Below are 23,449 nucleotides of genomic sequence, written 5' to 3'. Positions count from 1 at the left end.
GTCACCGTGGAGACCGGCGCCCGCTACGTCCTCGACGCCCGCCGCAAACACGGGCCGACCCTGCTGGACCCCGACCCGGACGACCGCGCCCGCCGCGTCGGCCTGCTCCTGACCGCCGTAAGGGCCGCCGCCGACCTGGGCGCCCACGCCGTGCACTGCTTCAGCGGCGTCATCCCGCCCGGCACCGACCAGGACACCGCGTGGAAGCGCCTCCCCGACGCGCTCGCCCCCGTCCTCGACGCGGCCACCGCCGCCGGGGTCCCGCTCGCCGTCGAACCCGAACCCGGGCACCTCCTCGCCACGCTCGCCGACTTCCACCGACTGCGTGAGGCCCTCGACAGCCCCGCCGCCCTCGGCCTCACCCTCGACATCGGCCACTGCCAGTGCCTCGAACCCCTCCCGCCAGCCCACTGCGTCCGCGCCGCCGCGCCCTGGCTGCGCCACGTCCAGATCGAGGACATGCGGCGCGGTGTCCACGACCACCTGCCGCTCGGCGAGGGCGAGATCGACTTCCCGGCCGTCCTCGACGCGCTGGCCGCCGTCGACTACCGGGCCCTGACCGTCGTCGAACTGCCCCGCCACTCCCATGCCGGCCCGCACCAGGCCGAGCGGTCCCTCTTTTTCCTCCGCCGGGCGACCGGCCGCTCGGCGGGCCCGCCGCCGGGTCCCGCCGCCGTACCTCCCGGGAGCACCTCGTGATCCACCACCGCCCCCCGACACCGGCCGACCCGGCGGCCCGCCCCGGCCACCCGGCCCACACCGCCCCCGCCGCACTGCGCGGCTCGCTGACCGCTCGGCTCGACGACCCCGCCCGCGCCTGGCTGGACCGGGCCCTCGACGAGGCCGCCGACCATCCCGGCACCCACGGCCCCATCTCCGTGTGGGAGCTGCGCCTCGCCGAGGCGGGCCGGCGCTGCGGCACCGAGCACGCCGACGCCGTCCGCGTCCTGATCCTGCACGCGGCCCGCGCCGACACCGCCGCGCTCGACCGGGTCTACCGGCAGGGCACCGCCGACGAACGCCGGGCCGTGCTGCACGCCCTGCCCCACCTCGTGCCCGGCCCCGACGCGCTGCATCTCGTCGAGGACGCCCTGCGCACCAACGACACCCGCCTCGTCGCCGCCGCCCTCGGCCCCTACGGGGCCCGCCACCTCGGCCCGCACGACTGGCGGCACGCCGTCCTCAAGTGCCTGTTCACCGGCGTACCCGTCGACGAGATCACCGATCTGGCCCGCCGCGCCCACGGCGACACCGAACTGGCCCGCATGCTCGGCGCGTTCGCCGACGAGCGCACCGCCGCGGGCCGTCCCGTGCCCGGGGACCTGTACCGCGTCCTGGCCCTGACCGCGCCCCCACATGCCGACGGGACCGGCATCGACGGCAAGGAGACCTGATGCGCATCTTCGACCCCCACATCCATATGACGTCCCGCACCACCGACGACTACGAGGCGATGCACGAGGCGGGCGTCCGCGCGGTCGTGGAGCCGGCCTTCTGGCTGGGACAGCCCCGCACGTCCCCGGCCACCTTCCTCGACTACTTCGACTCGCTGCTCGGCTGGGAGCCCTTCCGGGCCGCCCAGTACGGCATCGCCCACCACTGCGCGATCGCCCTCAACCCCAAGGAGGCCAACGACCCGAACTGCACCCCCGTCCTGGACCACCTGCCCCGCTATCTCCTCAAGGACCGTGTCGTGGCCGTCGGCGAGATCGGCTACGACTCCATGACCCCCGCCGAGGACCTCGCTCTGGAGCACCAGCTCCAGCTCGCCGCCGACCACGGCCTGCCCGCCCTCGTGCACACCCCGCACCGCGACAAGCTCGCCGGACTGCGCCGCACCGTCGAGGTGGTGCGGGCCTCCGAGCTGCCGCCGGAGCGGGTGCTGCTGGACCACCTCAACGAGACCACCGTCAAGGAGGCCAAGGACAGCGGCGCCTGGCTCGGCTTCTCCGTCTACCCCGACACCAAGATGGACGAGGAGCGCATGGTCGCCGTCATCAAGGCGTTCGGCACGGAGAAGGTACTGGTCAACTCCGCCGCCGACTGGGGCAGAAGCGATCCCCTGAAGACCCGACGGGTCGCCGACGCCCTGCTCGCCGCCGGGTTCGGCGAGGACGACGTGGACCTCGTGCTGTGGCGCAACCCGGTCGCCTTCTACGGGCTCAGCGGCCGCCTCGACCTCGACTCCCTCACCACCGGCGCCACCCACGAGGGCAACAGCATCCTGCGCGGCGGGGAGTGACCCATGCGCTTCCGCCACCCCGACGGATCCACCGTCCACCTCGCCTACTGCACCAATGTGCACCCGGCCGAGACCCTCGACGGCGTCCTCGCCCAACTGCGCGACCACTGCGAGCCCGTCCGGCGGCGCCTCGGCCGTGACCGCCTCGGCATCGGCCTGTGGCTAGCCAAGGACGCCGCCGACGCCCTGACCACCGACCCGTCCGCCCTGCGTGGGCTGCGCGCCGCACTGGACCGGCGCGGCCTGGAGGTCGTCACCCTCAACGGCTTCCCGTACCAGGGCTTCGGCGCGGAGGAGGTCAAGTACCGCGTGTACCGGCCGGACTGGGCCGACCCCGAGCGCCTCGACCACACCACCTCCCTGGCCCGGGTCCTCGCCGCGCTCCTCCCCGACGACGTCACCGAGGGCACCGTCTCGACGCTCCCGCTGGCCTGGCGCACCGCCTACGACGACACGCGCGCCGACACCGCCCACGCGGCCCTGCGCACCCTCGGCGAACGCCTCGACGCCGTCGCCGAGCTGACCGGCCGCTCGATCCGCGTCGGACTGGAACCCGAACCCGGCTGCACCGTCGAGACCACCGCCGACGCCATCGGCCCGCTCACCTCGATCGGCCACGACCGCATCGGTGTCTGCGTCGACACCTGCCATCTCGCCACCTCCTTCGAGGACCCGCACACCGCCCTGGACGCGCTCGTCCGGGCCCGCGTCCCCGTCGTGAAGTCGCAGCTCTCGGCCGCCCTGCACGCCGAGCACCCCCACCTTCCCGAGGTCCGCGAGGCGCTCGCCGCCTTCGACGAACCCCGCTTCCTGCACCAGACCCGCACGGCCACGGCCGCCGGTCTGCGCGGCACCGACGACCTCGGGGAGGCCCTCACGGGTGACGCCCTCCCCGACGCGTCCCCGTGGCGGGCCCACTTCCACGTCCCGCTGCACGCGGCGCCCGCCGCCCCCCTCACCTCCACGCTCGCGGTCCTCAAGGCCGCCCTCACCCGCCTGGTCGGCGGCGCCCACCCCCTCACCCACCATCTGGAGGTCGAGACGTACACCTGGCAGGCCCTGCCGGCGGAGCTGCGCCCCACCACCCGCGCCCGCCTCACCGACGGCATCGCCGCCGAACTGGGCCTGGCCCGCGACCTGCTGACGGACCTCGGTCTGAAGGAGCTGCCGTGACCACCCCCACCCCGCTCCTCGTCCTCGACGTCGTCGGACTCACCCCGCGCCTCCTCGACCACATGCCCCACCTGAAGTCCCTCGCCCGGTCGGGCTCCCGCGCCCACCTCGGCACCGTCCTGCCCGCCGTCACCTGCGCCGCCCAGTCGACCTTCCTCACCGGCTCGCTCCCCGCCGAGCACGGCATCGTCGGCAACGGCTGGTACTTCCGGGAACTCGGCGACGTCCTGCTGTGGCGCCAGCACAACGCCCTCGTCGCCGGGGACAAGCTGTGGGACGCCGCCCGCCGCGCCCACCCCGGCTACACCGTCGCCAACATCTGCTGGTGGTACGCCATGGGCGCCGACACCGACATCACCGTCACCCCCCGCCCGATCTACTACTCCGACGGCCGCAAGGAACCCGACTGCTACACCCGGCCCCCGGCCCTGCACGACGAACTCACCGAGAATTTCGGCACCTTCCCCCTGTTCCACTTCTGGGGCCCCGGCGCCGATCTCGTCTCCAGCCGCTGGATCATCGACGCGACCCGCCACATCAACCGCACCCGCAGGCCCGATCTGACCCTCTGCTACCTCCCGCACCTCGACTACGACCTCCAGCGCCACGGCCCCGACGACCCCCGCTCCCTGAAGGCGGCCGCCGACCTGGACCGGGCCCTGGCACCCCTGCTCGACGACGCCCGCGCCGAGGGCCGCACCGTGGTCGCGCTCTCCGAGTACGGCATCACCCGCGTGGACCGGCCCATCGACATCAACCGCGCCCTGCGCCGCGCCGGCCTGCTGGAGGTGCACACCCAGGACGGCATGGAGTACCTCGACCCGATGGCCTCACGGGGCCTTCGCGGTCGCCGACCACCAGATCGCCCATGTCTACGTCCGCCGGCCCGAGGACCTGGAGGCCACCAGGGAGGCCCTCGCCGTTCTCCCCGGCATCGACCAGCTCCTCGACGACGAGGGCAAGAAGGCCCACCACCTCGACCATCCGCGCTCCGGCGAACTCGTCGCCGTGGCCGAGCCGGACGCCTGGTTCACGTACTACTACTGGCTCGACGACGACCGCGCCCCCGACTTCGCGCGCACCGTCGAGATCCACCGCAAACCCGGCTACGACCCGGTCGAGCTGTTCCTGGACCCGCGCGACCCGTATGTGAAGGTCAAGGCGGCCACCGCGCTGGCCCGCAAGAAGCTGGGGATGCGCTACCGCATGGCGGTCGTGCCTCTGGACCCCTCACCTCTGCGCGGCAGCCACGGCCGGCTCCCCCTGAGCGACGACGACGGTCCGCTCCTCATCTGCTCCACCCCCCGCGCCGTCGGCGACCGCCTCGCGGCCACCGATGTGAAGGCACTGCTGCTCCGACTGGCCGGTCTGTCGTGACCGTCCGGCATCAGCACCGATCTCAGTGAAGCACCCGCCACTGACAACGCCCTCCCACACCAAGGAGTCCCCGGCATGAGCCGCACGCACCAGTCCGACCCCGAACTCAGCCATCGCCTCAGCAGACGAGGCATGCTCGGCGTGGCCGCGGGCGCCACCGTCGCCGCCCTCCTGGGCACCGCCGCGTCCCCCGCCCAGGCCGCCGACGCCACAGAGGCGGCCGCCGCGGGCAAGGGCCGGGGCCGCCCCGTCCTGCCCCCCGGCCGCCTCGGCATCCAGCTCTACAGCCTCCGCGACAAGGTCTCCACCCTCGGCTTCGCCCCCGTCTTCGCCGAGCTGGAGAAGTACGGCTACGACGAGGTCGAGTTCGCGGGCTACACCCAGGGCTCCGCGGGCCCGATCACCCTGGCGCAGCTGAAGCGGCTGGCCCGCAACCACGGCCTCACCCCGATCGGCAGCCACGTCGGCTACTACTCCGACGACCCGAACGCGTACACCTTCGCCCAGAACCTCGACAAGGTCCTCGACGACGCCCAGGCCCTCGGCCTGAAGCACATCGGCACCGCCGCCGGCCCGTTCCGCTACGGCACCACCGTCGACGCGATGAAGCGTGCGGCCGAGGAGTTCAACACCTACGGGGCGGCGGCCAGGGCGCGCGGCATGAAGTTCTACCAGCACAACCACTCCGAGGAGTTCGCCTTCGCCTCCGACAAGCCGCACGTCCGCCTCTACGACGTGCTGCTCCGCGAGACCGACCCCAGCCTCGTCTACCTGGAGATGGACATCTTCTGGGCGTACGTGGCGCAGTTCCGCTTCTCGAAGCGGCCCGACGGCACCCCCGCCCCGTTCGAGCCCCTCGACTACGTCCTCAAGCGCCCGAACCGCTATCCCCTCTTCCATGTGAAGGACGGCGAGAGCGACCCGTCGAACCCCTTCGGCTACCGCATGGTGGATGTCGGCGACGGCGACATCGACTACCAGAAGTTCATCTCGGCCGTCACCCGCCTCAAGGGCCACCGCCTCGCCCACCACTGGCAGGCCGAACACGACAACCCCGCCGAGTCCTTCACCTTCGCCCGCCGCTCCAGCGAGCACCTGCACGCGCTCCGGGAGAAGTGCTGACCCGAGCGACCCCGACAACGGCAGCAGACGGCCGCCCCGTGGCGCGGGATCACGGGGCGACCGCCTGCCGCGGTACACGGCACCACCACGGGGGCGCCCACGGCCGCCCCCGCCCAGCACCGGGCCTGGCGCCACGTCCCCCTCGGCGGCGAGCTGCTGGTGAAGGCGGTCATCCAGGGGCCGCCGGGGGAGGGCGGCGGGGGGCTTCCCCGAGTACCACCTCAGGTCGTGACCATCCGACCGTGACCACCCGATCACCTCTGGTGAGAGCCGTGCGGACCCGCTCGGGGAGGCCCGCACGACCCCGCCCCGGGGGCGGATATGCAGGTGAAAGCCACTCCGAAACCTTGGTATTGTTGTCCATGTCGCCGCGGGGAACACCCCCGGCCAGGCGGCGGACACCTTGTCCGGGTGGCGGAATGGCAGACGCGCTAGCTTGAGGTGCTAGTGCCCTTTATCGGGCGTGGGGGTTCAAGTCCCCCCTCGGACACATCCATGAAGCGGGCTCATCGCGAAGACGATGAGCCCGCTTCGTCATGCCCGGAGCACACCGGGGGCGTGTCGCCGCACTGCCTCCGGCAGCCCATCACCCTCGACGGGGCGACCGCGACGGGCGTACCGAGCCCGCACGGCTCCATGATCGGCCGGTCGGCCGGTCGGCCGTCGTCGGCGCGGGCCGGGCAGTTGCCCGGCCGTGAGCCCCCGGTGATCTCCATGAAGTGGGGCGAGTGAGACAGCGACTCGCGGCAAGAGTCCCGACCTCGCGGTCGGGGCCCTTCCCGTATGCGGCCGAGCTCTTTCTTTTCTCTTCAACTTCTAGTCGAATAGCGCCACTTCAATCACACCCGTGTCATGCGTTGCGGATGTCCCTGACCAGGACGCCCCCTGTCCGCAGCCGACCGAGGAGACATAAATGCCCAGCTCCCCCCTGAGCCGTCGCGCGTTCGTGCTGCTCGGCGCCGCCGTCGCCGCGGCCGCCGGCACCCGGACGTCGATCGCCGTCGCGGCGCCCGCCCGCACCCCGGTGCCCGTCCGCATCGTCGACGACCGGGCGACCCCCGCCACCCGCGCGCTCTACGCCTACCTGAAGCGGCAGCAGGGCCAGGGCATCCTCTTCGGACACCAGCACGACCTCACCTACGGCTTCACCTTCACCACCCCCGACGGCCGGGCGTCCGACACCCGGGCGGCGGTCGGCGACTACCCCGCGATCTTCGGCTGGGACACCCTCGTTCTCGACGGCGACGAACGTCCCGGCGTCGAGGGCGGCACCCACGCCGAGAACATCGCCGCGCTCAGCCGCTGCATCCGGCAGGGCGACGCACGCGGCGGGATCAACACCCTCAGCGCCCATCTGCCGAACTTCGTCACCGGCGGGAACTTCTACGACACCACGGGCCGCGTGGTCCGACAGATCCTGCCCGGCGGGGCCAAGCACGCGGCCTTCAACGCCTTCCTCGACCGCGTCGCCAAGGCGGTCAAGGGCGCGCGGCGGCCGGACGGCACCGCGATCCCCGTGATCTTCCGCCCCTTCCACGAGAACAACGGCGGCTGGTTCTGGTGGGGCGCCGGCCACACCACCTCGGGCGAGTTCATCGAACTGTTCCGCTACACCGTCGAGTACCTGCGCGACACCAAGGGCGTCCACAACCTGCTCTACGCCTACTCGCCCAACGCCGGTCTCGGCGGCGACCCGGCCGGCTACCTGAGGACCTACCCGGGCGACCGCTTCGTCGACATCCTCGGCTACGACTCCTACGACGAAGCCGCCGGGCCGACCCCCTGGCTGGACGGCCTGGTCCGGGACCTCGCGATGGTGGTCCGGCTGGCCACCGAGCGCGACAAGGTGCCCGCCTTCACCGAGTTCGGGGAGAGCGGCACCGAGGTCCGCGATCCGCAGTGGTTCACCCACCTGCTGGGAGCCCTCAAGGCGGACCCGCTGGCCCGCCAGGTGACGTACATGGCCACCTGGGCCAACTTCGGCGGCACCCGACGCGCCTACGTGCCGTACCCGGGCCACGCCCTGCTGCCGGACTTCACCGCCTTCCACAAAGACCCCCACACCCTGTTCGCCGCCGACCTCCGGGACGTGTTCACGGCGCGCACCACCGCCGTCAGGAACAGCCCTGTCATGCACCTGGTGACCCCCACGGACCGGCAGCGGGTGACGGCCGCCCGGACCACCGTCCGGGTGCGGGTCACGCCCGCGCGGGCGAGCCGCGTCACCTACTCCGTGAACGGCGGACGGGCCCGAGCGCTGCGCCTCGACGCCGACGGCTACCACTCGGCCGTGTGGTCGATCGGCCCCGCCCTGCGGAAGAAGGGCTCGGCGACCCTCACCGTGCGCGCCCGGGTGGACGGCGAGACGCTCACCGACTCCGCCGTCGTCCTCCTCGGCGAGGCCCCACCGCTGCCCGCCGGCTGGATCGACGACTTCGAGGGGTACGCCGGTGACGACATCGCCCTGAGCGAGGCGTACACCCACCTCAACACCCACACCCTCACCCTGTCGCCCGACCACAAGTCCTCCGGCTCCTACGGACTGGCCTACGCGTACGACTTCACCGGCGCCGAGTTCACCGGCATCGGCCGAGCGCTCGTCGCCGACTGGTCCGCGTTCACGTCCCTGGCGATGTGGCTGCGCGGCGACGGCTCGGAGAACGCCGGGGCGGTGGAGATCGTCGCCGACGGCATCCCGTTCCAGTACCGGTTCCCGCTGGCCGACACCACCGGGCAGGAGATCACGATGCCCTTCGGCGAGTTCCAGCCCGCGCCCTGGGACACCACACACCCCGGAGCCGTGCTCGACGCGGCCCGACTGGCCAAGGTGACGGCGTTCACCCTGTACCTCGGCCGGGCGGACGCCACGGTGACCAAGGGCGTCGTGTACGTCGACGCCGTCAGGGCCGTCAGGGCCGCAGCCCAGCCGCGGAAAATACGGTGACCCGGCCCCGTCGCCGTCCCTAGACTCGGCACACATCGCGCGCCGCACGAGATCGCGGCGCGCGCTCCAAGTGACGTGTGACGTGTGCCGAGAGAGGGGGGACCAGCCGTGTGCGACCGCACCGCTGTCGTCGTCCCCTCGTCCCTGTACGAGGTGATCCTCGTGTCCTCGTCCGTCCGGTGCCCGCTGCGCGGCCGGTACCGGATGCCCGTGACGCCGGCCTGACGTCGGACCCACGCGCCGAGGCGGAGGACAGCCCTGTCCTGCGGCCTTGTTAGGCGTGCCATCGTCGTCCCTCGCCCCGCACGGGAATCGCGCTGCCCTGATACAGCTCAGCTGAAAGGCCACGGGCCATGCGCACCTTCGACGCCACCACCCTGACCGCCGTCCGCAACCTGGGCATCCTCGCCCACGTCGACGCCGGGAAGACCACCGTCACCGAGCGGATCCTCTATGTCACCGGGACCACGCACAAGCGGGGCGAGGTCCACGACGGCACCACCGTCACCGACTTCGACCCGCAGGAACGCGACCGCGGCATCACGATCTTCTCGGCGGCCGTGAGCTGCGCCTGGGACGGCCACCGCGTCAACCTCATCGACACTCCCGGCCACGTCGACTTCGCCGACGAGGTGGAGCGCTCGCTGAGGGTGCTCGACGGCGCGATCGCCGTGTTCGACGCGGTCGCCGGCGTGGAGCCGCAGAGCGAGTCGGTGTGGCGGCAGGCCGACCGGCACGGCGTACCGAGGATCGCCTTCGTCAACAAGCTCGACCGTGCCGGAGCCGACCTCGACACCGCGGTCGACTCCATCCGGCGGCGGCTGCACCCCGCGCCGCTGGTCGTGCAGCTGCCCATCGGCACGGAGGACGGCTTCACCGGCGTCGTGGACCTGCTCCGCATGCGGGCGCTGACCTGGGCCGACGGCAGTGACGAGGTCCAGGAAGGGCCCGTGCCCGACGCCCTGCGCGACGAGGCGGAGCGCCGACGACGGCGGCTGGAGGAGGCCGTGGCGGAACTGCACCCCGTCGCCCTCGACGAGTTCTGCGCCGAGGGCACCCTGTCCGCGCCGACGCTCGCCGCGGCGCTGCGCGACCTGACCGCGACCGGTGACGGCGTGGTCGTCCTGTGCGGCTCCGCCTACCGCAACCGCGGCATCGAACCACTGCTCGACGCGGCCGTGGCGTATCTGCCCTCGCCGCTGGACGTGCCGCCCGTACGCGGCACGCACGACGGTACGGAGCAGGAACGCGCCGCCGACCCCGAGGCACCTCTCGCCGCGCTGGCGTTCAAGGTCAGCGCGACGGCCACCGGGCGGCTGACCTATCTGCGGCTGTACTCGGGGACGATCAGGAAGGGGGACACCGTGCTCGACGCGGCCACGCGGCGCACCGAGCGCATCGGCCGGATCCTGCGGGTGCGGGCCGACCGACACGCCGAACTGGACCGGGCGTCGGCGGGCGACATCGTCGCCGTGATCGGCCTCAAGGCGGCCCGGCCGGGCACCACCCTGTGCGCACCGGCGGCTCCGCTGCTCCTCGAACCGCCGTCCGTCGCCGACCCGGTGGTGTCGGTGGCCGTGGAGGCCCGCAGGAGCTCCGACACCGACCGGCTGGCTTCGGCGCTGGCCCGACTGGCGGAGGAGGACCCCTCGCTGGTGGTGCGGACCGACCCCGAGACCGGGCAGACCGTGCTGTCCGGGATGGGGGAACTGCACCTGGAGGTGGCGGTGGAGAAGATCCGGCAGACGTCCGGTGTGGAGGTCACCGTCGGCCGGCCGCGGGTGGCCTACCGCGAGACGGTCGTCCGGGGCGTGTCCGGACTGGTCTTCCGGCACGTCAAACAGGACGGCGGCGCCGGGCAGTTCGCCCATGTCGTCCTCGACGTGGCACCACTGGAGGCGACGGACGGCGACGCCGACGGCGGCACGACCGGCTTCGCCTTCCGCTCGACGGTCGTCGGCGGGCGGGTGCCGCAGGAGTTCGTGCGCGCGGTCGAGGCCGGGTGCCGGGACGCCCTCGCGGAGGGCCCGCTCGGCGGTCACCCGGTCACCGGGCTGAGCGTCACCCTCACCGACGGGGCGACCCACTCCAAGGACTCCTCGGAGATGGCGTTCCGCACGGCCGGGCGGCTCGCGCTGCGCGAGGCGCTGCGGGGCAGTGCGATGACGCTGCTGGAACCGGTCGCCGAGGCCACCGTGACCGTGCCCGCGGACGCGGTCGGCGGGGTCCTCGGGGATCTCGCGGCGCGGCGCGGGCGGGTGTCGGACTCGGTGGCGCGGGCGGGGTCGGTGGTGGTCACCACCACCGTGCCGCTGGCCGAGCTGTTCGGGTACGCCACCCGGTTGCGCAGCCGTACGCAGGGGAGGGGGACGTTCACGACCCGCCCCGCGGGTTACGCGGTGGCCCCCACCGTCGTGGTGAGCGAGCGGTAGGTGCCCTTGTCGCGCAGTTCCCCGCGCCCCTGTCAGGGGCGCGGGGAACTGTCCCGCGTCACGCCCAGGGAGTCACTGCCGTGAAGTACGCCCCCCGTGTTGCCTCCACTCCCACGTCCTTCCAGGTCACCCCTTGTTTCCCGACCAACCTCACGGTGGGCAACAGGAAACCCGTGGACCCCGGTCGGCGGGAGGACGAATCTCAGATCGTCAGCACCGGGCCCGGCCCGCATGACCAAGCGGGAAGCCCGGTGAGAACCAGCAAGGGGGAACCATGCGCAAGATGACCCGTGTCGCCGCCGCGCTCCTGACCTCGACGGCCGCGGTGGTGGCGCTCAGCGGCACCGCCCAGGCGAAGGCGGTCGAGGCCAGGCTCGCCCAGGAGACGATCTACGGCTGCGACTACGGCGCGGTCTGCATCTACCCGGAGGGCAAGCACTTCTCCGAAGCCAACCCCACCCACAAGTTCTGGAGCTACAAGGCCCACAACCTGAGCGGGCAGTACAACTACCACTGGGTGTTCAACAACCAGTACGGCGGCGCGACCGCGGATCTGTGCAAGCAGTACAACGGCGGGGACTGCATCGAGACGATCCCCGAGGGGTGGGCCTTCTACCGCGACCTGACGACCATCAACTCGATCACGCTCCGTCCGTAGCGCGACGGCGAGCGACTGCGTGACGACGTCCGGAACCGGCTGCCCGCGGTTCCGGGCGTCCCTGTTTTCGCCACTCCGGGTGAAAGACTTGGCCGCCCCCGAGGACCCGGCAGTAACCTGGGCATCCGCCGTCTCACGGCCGCTCTGCCTTGGGGGACACCTTGGGGGACCCGCAGCACGGACAGCAACCAGACCCTCATCACGGACGGGACCGGGACGCGCTGACCACGCTGTCCTTCCCGGCGCAACTGAGACGGCTCAGACAAGAGCGCGGACTGTCCCTCACCGACCTGGCCCGGCGCACCCACTACAGCAAGGGCTACCTCAGCAAGATCGAGACCGGTACGAAGCGCGCGACCGTCGACGTCGCCCGACTGTGCGACCACGTGCTGGGCGCCGAGGGGGAGTTGCTGCGGCTGGTGCAGCAGGCGCCGCCCCGTGACGGCGACCTGCGCACCGACACCGACGCCGTGGAGCGGCAGTCCGACGATGCCGGTCCTTACCGCGGTTTGGCGGCGTTCACCCCCCGGGACGCCGAGATGTTCTTCGGCCGGGAGCGCGCGACGGCCGCACTGGTGGAGCGGATCTTCGAACGGATCGGCGGCGGCCCCCTGATGCTCGTCGCACCGTCCGGCGCGGGCAAGTCCTCACTGCTCAACGCGGGCCTCGTCCCGGCCCTGCGCCGCGGCGACCTCCCCATGCCGGGCGCCGACCGCTGGCCGGTGGTGCTGCTCACCCCCACCTCGCGCCCCCTGGACGAACTGCTGGAGCGCGTCGCGAAGGCGCTGGGCAGCGACCTCGGCATCACCGCCGACGAGGTACGGGACAATCCGGGCGCCCTGCTCGGCGCCGTACGGGCCCGCTCGGAGACCCCGCCGCGGACCGAGGGGCCCCGGCGGCCCCCGCCGTCCCGACCGGTGCTGATCGTCGACCAGTTCGAGGAACTCTTCACGCTCTGCCCGGACGAGGACGAACGCCGCGCGTACGTCCACGTGTTGTGCGCCCTCGCGACCTCCCGGCCCGCGGACCACCCGCACCCCGCCGCCGTCGTGGTGCTCGGTGTACGCGGCGACTTCACCGGCCGCTGTCTGGATCTCCCCGAGCTGGCCCGGGTCTTCACCGACGGGCTGTTCGTCCTGTCGCCGATGACCGTCGCGGAACTGCGCGAGTCCATCACACGCCCCGCCGAACTCGCCGGGGTCACCCTCGAACCCGGCCTGGTCCCCCTGCTGTTGCGGGACGCCGGACTCCGCGACGACCCCGGCACCGGCCCCCGGCCCTCCACGACCGGCTCCGACGAGACACCCTCCGGCGCGCTTCCCCTGGTCTCCCACGCGCTGCTCGCCACCTGGCAGCGGCGCCGCGACTCCGCGCTGACCGTCGACGGGTACGAACGGGCCGGCGGTATCCAGGGGGCGGTCGCCCGCACCGCCGAGAACGTGTTCGCCCGGCTGTATCCCGCCGAGCAGAAGACGATCCGCCGCATCCTGTCCCGGCTGGTCCTCGTCATGGACGGGGCCGGGGCGACCCGCCGCCGGATGAGCCGGGACGCCCTGATGGCGCAGCTCGGCGACGCGGACGGGGCCGCCGCCGCGCTCGACGCCTTCGTCCGGGCCCGGCTCATCACGCTGGACAGCGACACCGTCGAGATCACCCACGAGGCCCTGCTGCACGCCTGGCCCCGCCTCCGGGACTGGATCCACGCCGACCGGGCCGGCCTCCTCCTCCACCAGCAACTCGCCCACGCCGCCGCCGAATGGGAGCGCGAGAACCGCGACCCGTCCGCCCTCTACCGGGGCACCCGCCTCGACACCGTACGGACGTGGGCCGACGAGTCGGACGGCCGGGCCCGGCTCGGGCCCGAGGAGGAGGCGTTCCTGACGGCCAGCCAGGCCGAGGAGGACGGCCGGCGCAGACAGGCCCGACGACAGGTGCGGCTGCGGCAGTCCATGCTCGCCACCCTCGCCGTGCTGTTGGGCCTCGCCGTCACCGCCGGAGCGCTCGCCTACCAGCAGCGCGAGGCCGCCCTCGACCAGGAGCGCGTCGCCCGCTCCCAGGCCCTCGCCGCGCGGTCCGCGTCCCTCGCCGGGGGCCGGCCCGAGGCGTCGATGCTCCTCGCGGAGGCGGCCTACCGGGCCGCCCCCACCGCCGAGGCGCGCGGCGCCCTGCTCAGCACCCAGTCGCAGCCCTTCTCCGCCCGCCTCGACGGCCACCACGGACCGGTCAACGCGGTGGCGTTCGCCCCCGGCGACCGGATGCTCGCCACCGCCAGCTCCGACGGCACGGTGACCCTGCGCGACACCACCGAAGGCCATCGGATCCTCGCCCGGTTCACCGTGCCCGGACGGGTGCGCTCGGTCGCCTTCAGCCCCGACGGACGTACGGTCGCGGTGACGTCGACCGACGGACCGGTGACCCTGTGGAGCACCACCGCCCACCGCAGGACGGGCGTGCTCTCCGACGCCACGAAGGGCGCGCGGGCCGTGGCCTTCGACCCGCGCGGCGGCAGGCTCGCGGTCGCGGCCGCCGACGGCACCGTCCGCCTGTGGGACACCGCGTCCCGGCCGCCCCGGCCCGTCAATACCCTCCGCGGCCACAAGGGCACCCTCAACGCGCTGGCGTACGCCCCCGACGGGCGGACGCTCGTCTCCGCCGGCGTCGACCGCGCCGTACGGATCTGGGACACCCGGCGGAACGAGTTCGTCGGCGCCCTCAAGGGCCACACCGACGAGGTGCTGGGCGTCGCCTTCTCCCCGGACGGCACCACGGTGGCCTCCGCCGGCGTCGACCGGACGGTACGCCTGTGGGACGTGCGCGAGAGACGGCTGACGGCCACGTTCACCGGGAGCAGCGACGACATCAACGCCGTCGTCTTCACCCCGGACGGAACGACGGTCGTCGGCGCGGTCGGCGACGGCACGACCCGGCTGTGGGACGTGCGCGGCGGCCGGCAGACCGCGGTGCTCGCCGGGCACACCGACTACGTCCTCGGGGTGGCCGTGACCTCCGACGGCGCCCTGCTGGCCACGGCCGGGTTCGACCAGTCCGTCGCCCTGTGGGACCTCGCCGGGCCGGTCCTGACGTCCCGTCCGTTCACCGAGGTCTGGCAGACCGCGTACAGCCCCGATGGGAAGCTGCTGGCCACCGCCGACGCCGACCACGCCGTACGACTGTGGGACGCGCTGACGCACACCCTGGTGGCGGCACTGAAGGGGCACACGGAGACCGTGTTCTCGGTGGCGTTCTCGCCCGACGGCCGGACCCTCGCGTCGGCGGGCTCCGACGGCACGGTCCGGCTGTGGGACGTCGCGCGGCGCGCGGCGCTGAAGAAGCTGACCGGGCACGCCGGGCAGGTTTTCGCGGTCGCCTTCGCCCCCGACGGGCTGACCCTGGCGTCGGCGGGCGCCGACCACACGGTGCGCCTGTGGGACGTGGCGAAGCGCCGCCAGACCACCGTGCTCGGCGGCCACAAGGACTTCGTCAACGATGTCGCCTTCAGCCCCGACGGCCGCACCCTGGCCGGTGCCGGCGATGATCTGACCGTACGGTTGTGGGACGTCGCCTCGCACCGCGAACTGGGCGCGCTCCGCGGGCACTCGGGCGCCGTGCGGGGCGTCGCGTTCAGCCCGGACGGCCGCACCCTCGCCAGCAGCGGCAACGACGGCACCGTACGCCTGTGGGACGTCCGGCACCGCCACTTCGAGGCCGCCCTCATCGGCCACTCGGGCGCGGTGCGCGGTGTGGCGTTCAGCCCGGACGGCCGCACCCTCGCCAGCAGCGGCAACGACCGCACGGTCCGCCTGTGGGACGTCGCCGGGCGGCGGCCGTGGGCGACGCTCAGCGGCCACACCAACGCGGTGTGGGGCGTCGACTTCGCGCCCGGCGGGCGGACGGTGGCCAGCAGCAGCACCGACGGCACCGTACGGCTGTGGGACCTCGACCCGGACGCGCGGCTGGCGGACATCTGCCGGTTGCGCGCCGGGATCGGCCCCGAGGAGCGCGCCACACTGCTGCCGGGGGTGCCCGTCGCGGCGGACGCGGGGGAGTGCGGGAGCCGCTGAGCGACACAGCGGGCCGTCGACCGGCCATCTACCAGCCCTCCACCGGCCCTCCACCGGGCCGTTCACTGGCGGCGGGCGACACTCCGTGCCGTCCACCAGCCGTCCACCGGCGCCGGGTGACACGCCGGGCCTTCCGCCGCCGCTCGGCGGCACTTGGCAACCCCCCTGGTCGCGAGGGGTTTCCCAGGTGTTTCCCGTTGCCCGGTGGGATGGGGCGACGCCCGGATCTCGACGCGCGGGGTGGTGGTCGAGCAGGCTGCTGTCCGACCACCACCAGTTCATCGGACCGACAGGAAACGGGGGTTCCGGCATGGTGAGCCGGACCAGTCTCATCAGCACACTGATCGCACTCATGGCCCTGCTGCTGTGCGCGCCGCTGACCACGGCCGCGGCGGCACCGTCCGCACCGTCCGCTCCCGCCGCCGGCTGCGGCGTCCTCGCGCCGGGCGCCTCGGCCGCCGCCGAGCGGGCGATCGCCGCCGCCTGCGCCGAGGTCGCCGCGGGCACCTGGTACACGTGGGGCGGCGGCCACGGCGCCCAACCCGGTCCCACCTACGGGCAGGTGGACCCCACCGACCCGGCCAGCGAACACGACCCCGAGCGGCGCGGCTTCGACTGCTCCGGCCTCGTCCGGTACGCGTACGCCCAGGCCGCCGGCGGTACGGACATCCTCAACGGCGTCGCCAGCCAGCAGTACTACACGCACCGTGCCGCGGCCCGCTTCACCGCCGCCCAGGGTCTCGCCCCGCTGCTCCCGGGCGATCTCCTGGCCTACGGCAACAAGAAGGACCTGCACCACATCGCCATCTACCTCGGCGCGGGCAAGATGGTCGAGGCCAAGCAGTCCGGCACCAAGCTGATGGTCAGTGACGTCCGCCTCGGCGGCGACTACTTCGGTGCCGTCCGGGTCAACACCGGCCAGGTCACCGGCCACATCCACCAGACGTGGGGCACCGACGTGTGGACCAAGGCCGAGCCCCGCCTCGCGGCCGAGCGCGTCTACGCCTTCCCGTACTCGACCACCATCCGCGTCTACTGCCAGAAGCACGCGGAGAAGGTCAACGCGGAGGGCTACGAGAACGACGCCTGGTCCTACCTGCCGGACTACAAGGCATGGGTCACCAACATCTACATCAAGGGCCCGGACTGGCTCGTGGGCGTACCCAACTGCGACGACGTGCCCTTCCCGCCTCCGGGCCAGTGACAGACCGTTCGGGCAACACATCGGGCCAGTGACACATCGCGCCGGTGACCGTCGGGGGGCGGCCACCGGCGCGAGCCGTTCCCGACTCTCCCGGACCGCGGCTCCGACAGCCTCCCGGGACCACTTCAACGTCCCCTCTCGAGCGGGCCTTGAGTGGTACGCGGTGATCTCGCCAGGTGGATGGCGAGAAGGAGGAGGACATGAGCGTGACCCTGAAGGAGTACTCCCAGGAGGAGTTGGCCGCTCAGCCCATCGGGTCATGGACCGGTGAGGCGTACCGTCACGTGGTCGGCGCCCTCCGTGCGCAGTTGGCGGTGGAGGGGCTCACGCAGCCGCACTGGTGGACGCTCAACCACGTTGCCGGGGAGCCGGGGAGGTGGACCCGCGCGACACTGATCGAGCGGTTGGCGAAGTACGAGGACCTCGGGATCGACTTCGACGGTGTCTTCGACGATCTCGTCGCCCGTGGCTGGCTGACGGAGGACGCGGGGCTCATGACCTTGACCGAGGCCGGTGAGGACGGGCGCCTTCGGGCCCGGGAACGCAACGCCCGTGTGCATCGGCAGATGCATGAAGGCGTCGACACGGCCGACTTCGTCACCACCGTCAACGTCCTGCGCCGCATGGTCGCCAACCTGGGCGGCGACGGCAACCTGCCGGACTGACGGGCGCCGCCGTCCGCCGCGGCCGGGACGAGGCGGACCTGGGCCCGTGCCGCACAACGCCCCGGCCGTGCCCGTACGCTGCGTCAGCGTACGGGCACATTCTGTGGACAGTACGCGGATCTTCCCGCCAGGCTAGGTGCCGTCGGGGCATGGGGGCCACAGCGCACGAAGACCGGAGGTGGCCGCGGATGACGGGCGGCGGCATGGGCAACGAGTACGACGAGGCACCGGCCGACGAGGGGACGGTGGTGGACCGCGAACCGGATCCCTCGGACAGTCTGCGGACGTGGGGCGCCGTGACACAGGCGCTGCGCGAGCACGCGGGTTACAGCCGGGCCGAGTTCGCGGACCTCGTCCGCTTCTCCAGGCACACGGTGGAATCGGTGGAGCAGGGGCGCCGGATGCCGGACGTGACCTATGTGGAGCGGGCCGATGAACTGCTCGGGAACACGGGGGCGCTGCGCAAGTCGTCCCAGTACGTGACGCGGGGGAGAGGGGACGTGGGCCTCGCGGCCTGGTTCCGCCAGTGGGCCCGGCTGGAGCGGGTCGCGGCGAGCCTGTGCACCTATGAATGCAGGGTGGTGCCGGGGCTGTTGCAGTCCAGGGACTACGCGCGGGCGGTCTTCGAGGGGACCGTCCCGGTGACGCCGGACGACCAGCTGGAGAGCTTCATGGACCGGCGGATGGAGCGGCAGCGGATGCTGTCCGAGCGGCCGACGACCCCGTTCAGCTTCATCGTCGAGGAGCATGTCTTCCGGCGGCGGTTCGGCGACGCCACCCGGATGCGGGGGCTGTTCGACCATGTGCTGGAGCTGAGCGCGCCGCGCAATGTGACGCTCCAGATCGTGCCGCTGGAAGCCGGGTTGCACGCGTGCCTCGACGGGCCGGTGCGCCTGCTGGAGACACCGAAGAGCCAGCGGTACGCCTACTCGGAAGGGCAGCAGAACGGCCGTCTGATCTGCGACGCGAAAGAGGTGAGCCTGCTCCACCAGCGCTATGACACACTGCGCTCGCAGGCCCTGAACGCCAAGGATTCCCGGGCGCTGCTGGAGCGACTCCGAGGGGAACTAGACCTATGAGCACGACGGAACTGGCGTGGTTCAAGTCCAGCTACAGCGGCAGCCAGGGTGACGACTGCGTCGAAGTCGCCGTCACCCGGCAGGCCGTGTGCGTACGGGACTCCAAGGACCTGGCCCTCCCTCACTTCGCGGTCGCCCGCGAGGGATGGGCGCGGTTCGTGGGGTTCGTGGGACACGGCGGAGGCCCCCGGCAGGCGGGCCCCACCGCGTAGAACACGGCGGTGGGCGCCTTCCGCGCGGAGGCGCCCACCGGTACGTCGTGTGCCGCCGCCAGGGCTCTCGGCCGTACGTGGCACGTCAGTTGGCGAGGGGCAGCCGTTCGACATGGGCGACCCGGAGGGAGTCGATGTCGGCCAGGGTGTGCTTGTCCGCCAGCTCCACGTACTCGTCGAAGTCGCCCTCGGCGGAGTCGGTCTCGCCCGGTCCGAGGTGGGTGGAGCTGACGTACGCCTGGCCCACGAAGTCGCCGTCGTCGTCGAACCCGTTGACGATCACGGTGTAGTTGGCGGGTTCGCCGCCCTTGTTGGTGATCTCGTAGTCGAAGCGGTACGTCGTGCTCGCGTCGCAGTCGTTGTAGTCGAACTCGTCGCGGTCGTTGCACCGTTCGCCCTCGTCGAGGAGGTCGTTCCGCTCCTTCGCGAGCTTCCCGCCCGAGATCTCGACATGGCTCATGGCGTCGTCCCCACCGGCCACGGACCACCAGGTGACGCCGGCGCCGACGAGCAGTCCCGCCACGACTCCGAGGGCGACGAGCGCGCCCCGTCCGCCCAGTCGCCTCGGCGTCACCTCGGGGCCGTGCGGCGTCACCTCGGTTCTCATCGGCGTCACATCGGGTATCTGCGGCATCCGGTCGGTCATGGCGCTGCTCCTCGTAGGGATGGATGGTCGTTCCACCGACATCCACACCGTTGGCGCGGAAACGGTTGCACTGATCGCCGTCCCGCCGTCCCGCCGATCACGGAAAACGACCACCACAGGACGATTTCAGCCCACTACAGGGCACCGCGGGGCCCGTACGTTCGTCGTATGCCAACCAGCAAGCACCTCCTGACCTCGGTCCAGGTGGCCCGCTTCGTCGCGCAGGGATTCCTGCGCCTGGACGGGGTGGTGCCGCCGGAGACCAACGAACGGGCCATCGCCGCGCTCGCCCAGGGCCTGCCCGGCGTGCCCTACGGCACCCCGCTGGGCGAGGCGTTCCCACCCGGCACCTTCGTCCGCGAACTGCTCGACCTGCCCGTCGTCGCCGGTGCCGTGGAGAGCCTGGTCGGGCCCGGACCGACCGTCGACCACCACGCCGTGCACGTCCGTGAGCCCCACGAGGGCCACGCCCAGGACCTCCACGCGGACGCGATCATCGACGTACGGCCGGACGCCTTCGACATCCAGCTCATGTACTACCCGCACGAGGTGACCGCCGAGATGGGCGGCACGCTCAGCGTGCCCGGCAGCCATCTGCGCAGGATCAACGAGACGGACATCGGCCGCGTCCAGAACCTGCGCGGCCAGACCCGGCTGACCTGCCCGGCGGGCACGGTCGTCCTCGTACACCACGGCATCTGGCACGGCGGCCGCCGCAACGACACCGCCCGCCGCCGCTACATGTACAAGCTGCGCCTCAACCCGACCGTGCCGCAGGTACGCCTGTGGGACACCACCGACCTGCACGACCCGGCCGTCACCGCCGAACTGGACACCCACTTCCCGTGGTACGAACAGGCCACCGGCCGACTGGAGATCCACAACCGGGCCCTGCTGTGGCGGGCCCTGACCGGCGACCCGTCGTTCGACGTCGAGTACTGGGTCACCCGCGTCAGCAACCGGCCCGCCCTGAGGAGCCACGCATGAGGCAACAGGTCCTGGTCCTCTATCTGTCGACCTCGGCGCTCGACTCCCCGGTCGTCGGCTGGTCCCGCTACGACGGGACCGGCCGGACCCGCCCCACGGCCGGCGACAGCGACGAACCGCCCTACGACACGGGGCTCGACGCGCTGCTCGACGGGTGGCGGCTGTTCCAGGCGTCGCAACTGCTGCCGCCCCAGTCCGGCCACGAGTACGACGTCTCCTTCCTGAAGCACGAGTTCTTCTTCGAGAAACTGGAGGAGACCTCGTCCTGATCCCCGGGGTGCCCGTGGCCCGGTCGCGGGGCGTGGCGTACCGGGCCACGGGAGTCCGGGATCAGTAGCCGTAGATCATCTTGTAGGCGACCTCGGGCAGGAACTGACCGGCCGAGGAACCGGGGCCGACACCGCAGTTGCCGTCCGACTCGCCCGGCACCTTGATCCACAGCAGCATCTCGGCGCCGCCGCCCATCTGTGTGGCCGGGCCGATCCGGCGGCCCGACGGGTTGCACCACTGGCCGTTGGAGCCGTTGCCGTTGCGGCTGGTGTCCACGACGAACGGCTTGGTGTAGCCGTAGCGGGCGCTGAGCTGGCTGTTCACCGCGTTGCCGTAGGCGGAGTTCTCGCCCGTGGTGAGGTAGTTGGAGATGTTCAGCGAGAAGCCGTGGGCCTGCCGCAGGCCCGCCTCGTGCAGCCGCTTGGCCATGGTCGCGGCGTCCGTCCAGGCGGGGTTGCCGGCGTCCATGTAGACCCAGGTGTTGGGAGCCTGGCGGCTGAACTGGGAGACGGCGCCGCTGAGCATGCTCTGGCGCTCGGCTATCTGGGCCTGGTTCATGCAGCCGTAGTCCCCGAGGGAGTCCGGCTCCAGGATCACCAGGGCCGGACGGTTGCCGATACCGCCGGCGAACTGGGAGATCCAGCTCGCGTAGGCGGACGGCGAGGAGGCCCCGCCCGCGGAGTGCCCGCCGCAGTAGTCGCGGTTGTAGACGTTGTACGCGACGAGGATGGGCAGCTTGTCCCGGCTGTCCGCGGCGCCCGTGAACGAGCTGGTGGCGGAGCCGATCGAGCCGCTCCACGAGCCGAACCAGCGGGCCATCGGGGTGTTGGCGATCGAGTTGTTGATCGCCGACGCCCGGCCGTCACCGGGGTTGGCCGCGACCCACCGCTTCGCGCTGTTGTCAGGGTCCACATAGAACCCGCTGGTCATGCTGGTCGGGTCGGCGGCATGGGCGGAGGGGGCGGCGGTGAGCGCGAGCGGCAGAGCGCAGAGCGCTGCCATCAGGACGCGGAGCCTGCGGCGCATGACTTCTCCTCGGATTCCTGGCAGGGATGCGGCGCGCGCTCTCGTCCAGAGCGTGCGACGCGCTGACTCTGAGGAAGTGCGGGGGTTCGACGTGCTCAGAAAGGGAGGTGGGAGCGCTCCCATTGGAAGCGCTTCCAGTGGTGCGGAGGGTGCTGAGAACCTTTGGGGTGTGCTCGGTATCGTGTGGCTGGCTGGTAGAACTGTCAAGAGTCGAGGTGTGAAACTCCCTCTGTACACGGTGAGTTCGAGGCTCTACGGTCGCTGTGACCGGAAGCGCTCCCAGTTTTCGGTCAGGGGGGAGAGGTACATGGTCATGGCGGACGATCCGCCGCGTCGGCAGCCCACACTCGAGGCCGTGGCCGAACTCGCGGGCGTCTCCCGGTCGGTGGCCTCCCGTGTCCTCAACAACGCGCCGCATGTCAGCCAGGGGAAACGCGACGCCGTCGAGCGGGCCGTCCGGGAACTGGGCTATGTGCCCAATCCGACCGCGCGCGCACTGGCCACCCGTCAGACGGGAGCGGCCGCCCTGGTCGTCTCCGGCGAGGACCCGTCGATCTTCGCGGACCCGTTCTTCGCCCAGGTGATCGTGGGGGCGTCGGCGGCGCTGGAGGAGGCCGACCTGCATCTGATGCTCTGCCTGGCCGCGACCGACCGGGGCCGCAAACGCGTGGAGGAACTCCTCCGCGGCAAGGGCGCCGACGGGGTCATGCTGATGGCGCTGCGCGAGAACGATCCGCTGGCGCGGACGGCCGAGGAGGCGGAGATGCCGGTGGTGTTCGGGGGCCGCCCCGTCGGCTCGGCTCCCCGTTGGTACGTGGACGTCGACAACACCGGCGGGGCGCGCGAGGCGACGGAGTACCTGCTCTCCCGGGGCCGGACCCGGGTGGCCGTGATCTGCGGGCGGCTGGACACCGAGGTGGGCCGTGCGCGGTACCGCGGCTACCAGGACGCCATGCTGGCCGCCGGCCTCGAACCGTTCCCGCCCCACGAGGGCGACTTCACGGAGCCCAGCGGGGCCGCTGTCATGGCCGCGCTGCTGCTCCAGCATCCCGACCTGGACGCGGTGTTCGCCGCCAACGACAACATGGCGGCGGGGGCGCTGCGCACCCTGCGGGAGGCCGGGCGAAGCGTCCCCGCCGACGTCGCCGTGGTCGGCTTCGACGACCTGGCCGTCGCCCGGATCGCGGATCCGCCGCTCACCACCGTCCACCAGCCGATACCGGCGCTCGGCCGCGAGATGGCCCGCATGCTCGTCGCCCTCCTCAACGGCGAGGATCCCACGCCACTGATCCTCCCCACCCGCCTGGTCACCCGCACCAGTGCGTGACCTTGACGGGGCTGGCCGTTGCGC

19 protein-coding genes, 1 tRNA gene and 1 pseudogene are annotated in these 23,449 nt (G+C 72.3%); 19 read left to right on the top strand and 2 right to left on the bottom strand.

Features of this window, described 5'->3' with window-relative positions:
- The 16 genes and pseudogenes from M8J73_RS05000 to M8J73_RS04925 form a co-directional block, all read left to right on the top strand.
- Nucleotides 1-699: sugar phosphate isomerase/epimerase family protein (locus M8J73_RS05000; RefSeq protein ID WP_249828290.1), on the top strand; the 699-nt coding region annotated here is incomplete at its 5' end.
- Nucleotides 699-1,394 (top strand): EboA domain-containing protein, encoded by a 696-nt coding sequence (locus tag M8J73_RS04995; protein WP_372503894.1) that lies wholly within the window; start codon nt 699-701, stop codon nt 1,392-1,394. The genes M8J73_RS05000 and M8J73_RS04995, both read left to right, overlap by 1 nt.
- On the top strand, nt 1,394-2,242 hold the full coding sequence (locus tag M8J73_RS04990) for a TatD family hydrolase (RefSeq protein WP_249828288.1): 849 nt from the start codon (nt 1,394-1,396) through the stop codon (nt 2,240-2,242). The genes M8J73_RS04995 and M8J73_RS04990 overlap by 1 nt, the downstream gene beginning before the upstream one ends.
- Before the next feature lie 3 nt (nt 2,243-2,245).
- Nucleotides 2,246-3,415: a metabolite traffic protein EboE gene (gene eboE / locus M8J73_RS04985; RefSeq protein WP_249828287.1), complete on the top strand. Its 1,170-nt coding sequence runs from the start codon at nt 2,246-2,248 to the stop codon at nt 3,413-3,415.
- A gap of 62 nt (nt 3,416-3,477) precedes the next feature.
- A pseudogene (locus M8J73_RS04980) lies at nt 3,478-4,792 on the top strand (alkaline phosphatase family protein).
- 75 nt (nt 4,793-4,867) lie between these two features.
- Nucleotides 4,868-5,914 carry a sugar phosphate isomerase/epimerase family protein gene (locus tag M8J73_RS04975; RefSeq protein ID WP_249828286.1) on the top strand — a complete coding sequence of 349 codons (1,047 nt, stop codon included), beginning with the start codon at nt 4,868-4,870 and terminating at the stop codon, nt 5,912-5,914.
- A 405-nt stretch (nt 5,915-6,319) separates the two neighbouring features.
- Nucleotides 6,320-6,404: transfer RNA gene (locus M8J73_RS04970), tRNA-Leu, on the top strand.
- Between the two features lie 68 nt (nt 6,405-6,472).
- The gene (locus tag M8J73_RS04965) at nt 6,473-6,646 is read left to right on the top strand and encodes a hypothetical protein (protein ID WP_157873051.1); all 174 of its coding nucleotides are present in this window, start codon (nt 6,473-6,475) and stop codon (nt 6,644-6,646) included.
- 181 nt (nt 6,647-6,827) lie between these two features.
- Nucleotides 6,828-8,858 (top strand): glycosyl hydrolase, encoded by a 2,031-nt coding sequence (locus M8J73_RS04960; protein ID WP_055537276.1) that lies wholly within the window; start codon nt 6,828-6,830, stop codon nt 8,856-8,858.
- 353 nt (nt 8,859-9,211) lie between these two features.
- Nucleotides 9,212-11,290, top strand: coding sequence for an elongation factor G (gene fusA / locus M8J73_RS04955; protein WP_055537275.1), 2,079 nt, complete (start codon nt 9,212-9,214; stop codon nt 11,288-11,290).
- 274 nt (nt 11,291-11,564) lie between these two features.
- Complete coding sequence (locus M8J73_RS04950; protein WP_055537274.1) at nt 11,565-11,948, top strand: hypothetical protein; 384 nt, start codon at nt 11,565-11,567, stop codon at nt 11,946-11,948.
- Nucleotides 11,949-12,109: 161 nt separating this feature from the next.
- Nucleotides 12,110-16,009, top strand: coding sequence for an nSTAND1 domain-containing NTPase (locus M8J73_RS04945; protein WP_055537273.1), 3,900 nt, complete (start codon nt 12,110-12,112; stop codon nt 16,007-16,009).
- A gap of 310 nt (nt 16,010-16,319) precedes the next feature.
- Nucleotides 16,320-17,213 carry an NlpC/P60 family protein gene (locus tag M8J73_RS04940; protein WP_055537272.1) on the top strand — a complete coding sequence of 298 codons (894 nt, stop codon included), beginning with the start codon at nt 16,320-16,322 and terminating at the stop codon, nt 17,211-17,213.
- 200 nt (nt 17,214-17,413) lie between these two features.
- Entirely contained in the window at nt 17,414-17,878 is a 465-nt protein-coding gene (locus M8J73_RS04935; protein ID WP_055537271.1) for a winged helix DNA-binding protein, read from the top strand.
- A gap of 188 nt (nt 17,879-18,066) precedes the next feature.
- Nucleotides 18,067-18,957 (top strand): helix-turn-helix domain-containing protein, encoded by an 891-nt coding sequence (locus M8J73_RS04930; protein ID WP_055537270.1) that lies wholly within the window; start codon nt 18,067-18,069, stop codon nt 18,955-18,957.
- Nucleotides 18,954-19,169, top strand: a complete 216-nt coding sequence (locus tag M8J73_RS04925) for a DUF397 domain-containing protein (protein WP_055537269.1) — start codon at nt 18,954-18,956, stop codon at nt 19,167-19,169. The genes M8J73_RS04930 and M8J73_RS04925 overlap by 4 nt, the downstream gene beginning before the upstream one ends.
- Before the next feature lie 85 nt (nt 19,170-19,254).
- Here the strand turns inward: M8J73_RS04925 and M8J73_RS04920 are convergent, their stop codons facing one another.
- A complete protein-coding gene (locus M8J73_RS04920; protein WP_055537268.1) occupies nt 19,255-19,815 on the bottom strand; it encodes an FxLYD domain-containing protein in 561 nt (186 codons plus the stop codon).
- Between the two features lie 168 nt (nt 19,816-19,983).
- Here M8J73_RS04920 and M8J73_RS04915 point away from each other — a divergent pair, with 168 nt between their 5' ends.
- Nucleotides 19,984-20,802 (top strand): phytanoyl-CoA dioxygenase family protein, encoded by an 819-nt coding sequence (locus M8J73_RS04915; protein ID WP_206187769.1) that lies wholly within the window; start codon nt 19,984-19,986, stop codon nt 20,800-20,802.
- Entirely contained in the window at nt 20,799-21,071 is a 273-nt protein-coding gene (locus M8J73_RS04910; RefSeq protein WP_055537267.1) for a hypothetical protein, read from the top strand. The genes M8J73_RS04915 and M8J73_RS04910 overlap by 4 nt, the downstream gene beginning before the upstream one ends.
- A 61-nt stretch (nt 21,072-21,132) precedes the next feature.
- Here M8J73_RS04910 and M8J73_RS04905 read toward each other — a convergent pair whose 3' ends face one another.
- On the bottom strand, nt 21,133-22,098 hold the full coding sequence (locus M8J73_RS04905; protein ID WP_055537266.1) for a glycoside hydrolase family 6 protein: 966 nt from the start codon (nt 22,096-22,098) through the stop codon (nt 21,133-21,135).
- Nucleotides 22,099-22,411: 313 nt separating this feature from the next.
- Here M8J73_RS04905 and M8J73_RS04900 point away from each other — a divergent pair, with 313 nt between their 5' ends.
- Nucleotides 22,412-23,425, top strand: a complete 1,014-nt coding sequence (locus M8J73_RS04900; protein ID WP_206187768.1) for a LacI family DNA-binding transcriptional regulator — start codon at nt 22,412-22,414, stop codon at nt 23,423-23,425.
- Nucleotides 23,426-23,449 lie beyond the last annotated feature (24 nt).

The sequence above is a fragment of the Streptomyces neyagawaensis genome (assembly GCF_023516595.1).
In the GTDB taxonomy this organism is placed as follows: Bacteria; Actinomycetota; Actinomycetes; order Streptomycetales; family Streptomycetaceae; genus Streptomyces; species Streptomyces neyagawaensis.
Note: the sequence above shows the minus strand (reverse complement) of the source record. Positions and strands in the feature narration are given on the sequence as shown.

What these genes read in the sequence shown, in the direction of transcription:
- M8J73_RS04915 (WP_206187769.1), top strand. Translation starts at nt 19,984, where the DNA reads ATGCCAACCAGCAAGCACCTCCTGACCTCGGTCCAGGTGGCCCGCTTC.
- M8J73_RS04935 (WP_055537271.1), top strand. Translation starts at nt 17,414, where the DNA reads ATGAGCGTGACCCTGAAGGAGTACTCCCAGGAGGAGTTGGCCGCTCAG.
- M8J73_RS04905 (WP_055537266.1), bottom strand. Translation starts at nt 22,098, where the DNA reads ATGCGCCGCAGGCTCCGCGTCCTGATGGCAGCGCTCTGCGCTCTGCCG.
- M8J73_RS04910 (WP_055537267.1), top strand. Translation starts at nt 20,799, where the DNA reads ATGAGGCAACAGGTCCTGGTCCTCTATCTGTCGACCTCGGCGCTCGAC.
- M8J73_RS04900 (WP_206187768.1), top strand. Translation starts at nt 22,412, where the DNA reads ATGGCGGACGATCCGCCGCGTCGGCAGCCCACACTCGAGGCCGTGGCC.
- eboE (WP_249828287.1), top strand. Translation starts at nt 2,246, where the DNA reads ATGCGCTTCCGCCACCCCGACGGATCCACCGTCCACCTCGCCTACTGC.
- M8J73_RS04930 (WP_055537270.1), top strand. Translation starts at nt 18,067, where the DNA reads ATGACGGGCGGCGGCATGGGCAACGAGTACGACGAGGCACCGGCCGAC.
- M8J73_RS04920 (WP_055537268.1), bottom strand. Translation starts at nt 19,815, where the DNA reads ATGACCGACCGGATGCCGCAGATACCCGATGTGACGCCGATGAGAACC.
- M8J73_RS04990 (WP_249828288.1), top strand. Translation starts at nt 1,394, where the DNA reads ATGCGCATCTTCGACCCCCACATCCATATGACGTCCCGCACCACCGAC.
- M8J73_RS04960 (WP_055537276.1), top strand. Translation starts at nt 6,828, where the DNA reads ATGCCCAGCTCCCCCCTGAGCCGTCGCGCGTTCGTGCTGCTCGGCGCC.
- M8J73_RS04940 (WP_055537272.1), top strand. Translation starts at nt 16,320, where the DNA reads ATGGTGAGCCGGACCAGTCTCATCAGCACACTGATCGCACTCATGGCC.
- M8J73_RS04975 (WP_249828286.1), top strand. Translation starts at nt 4,868, where the DNA reads ATGAGCCGCACGCACCAGTCCGACCCCGAACTCAGCCATCGCCTCAGC.
- M8J73_RS04950 (WP_055537274.1), top strand. Translation starts at nt 11,565, where the DNA reads ATGCGCAAGATGACCCGTGTCGCCGCCGCGCTCCTGACCTCGACGGCC.
- fusA (WP_055537275.1), top strand. Translation starts at nt 9,212, where the DNA reads ATGCGCACCTTCGACGCCACCACCCTGACCGCCGTCCGCAACCTGGGC.
- M8J73_RS04925 (WP_055537269.1), top strand. Translation starts at nt 18,954, where the DNA reads ATGAGCACGACGGAACTGGCGTGGTTCAAGTCCAGCTACAGCGGCAGC.